Source organism: Corallococcus sp. 4LFB (genome assembly GCF_046520365.1).
Taxonomy (GTDB): domain Bacteria; phylum Myxococcota; class Myxococcia; order Myxococcales; family Myxococcaceae; genus Corallococcus; species Corallococcus caeni.
In genome coordinates, this window is record NZ_JBKGHJ010001092.1 from 1 (window position 1) to 960 (window position 960).

General features: G+C 75.2%; 1 protein-coding gene. It reads left to right on the forward strand.

The window, feature by feature from the left end; all coding sequences use genetic code 11:
• Nucleotides 1–960 (forward strand): AAA family ATPase (locus tag ACLEQD_RS44270; protein ID WP_410391912.1); only part of this gene is annotated, 960 nt, incomplete at both ends.

Below are 960 nucleotides of genomic sequence, written 5' to 3' on the forward strand. Positions count from 1 at the left end.
CCGCGATGCGCGGCACTGCCGCGCATCGCGGGCGCCGCGCTGGAGCGGCCGGAGACGTGGTGGGGAAGGGCGGTCGCGCCGGGCGAAGTGCGGGTGACGGCGGAGGCCGCCGCGAGGCTCGAGCCCGGCTGGGTCGAGCCCATCACGAAGCAGGACGACAGCGAGGTCGAGCCCGCGAACCGCGAGCCTGTCGCGCGCGAGGACCAGGCGTCTGGGCGAACTGGACTTGCGGCATCGCAGGAGCGCGAAGGATCCGAGCGCGCCGCGACGCATGTGCCCGGGCGGCGTGACTCCCTCACGCCGCAATCGGCCGCGGAGGGCGCGCGCGCCGTGGACGCCGCGCACGAGGCTGGAACGGTCTTCCGCCTGCGCCTCCATGACGACGAGGGCGCGCGCGTTGATGGGGAACCCCCGCCGTTCGTGGGCCGCGACGCGATGCTGGAGGCACTGGCTTCGGATGCGGAGCGGAGCCTTTCATCGTCGGTGCCGGGCCTGGGCGTGCTCACGGGTGAAGTGGGGCATGGCAAGTCGCGGCTGCTCAAGGCGCTCGCGTCCCGGCTGGAGGCCGAAGGTCGCGCGCGTGTCGTCCGCCTTCGCGCGCCGCCTCCGGATGCGTCGGTGTCCAGCTCCCTCCTGGATGCACTGCGCGCCGTCGTGGGCCGTCCGTCCGCGGAGCCCCGCGCCCTTGCCGACGCACTCCTGGCCCAGGCCCGGGAAGCACCGCTCGTGCTGCTGCTGGACGACGCGCACCTCGCGGATCCATTGAGCCTGGATGTCCTGGAGCGCGCCACGCTGCAAGGGCCCCGGGCGCCCTTGTGGATCTGCGTCGCCGGGCGCCCCTCGCTGCTGGGCCTGCGCCCCCACCTGGGCGAGCGCAGTGCCCTCGCCTCCCGCCATCCGCTGCCGCCCCTTCCTCCCGAGGCGAGCCGCGCGGTGCTCGTCCACCTGCTGCGCCCGGCG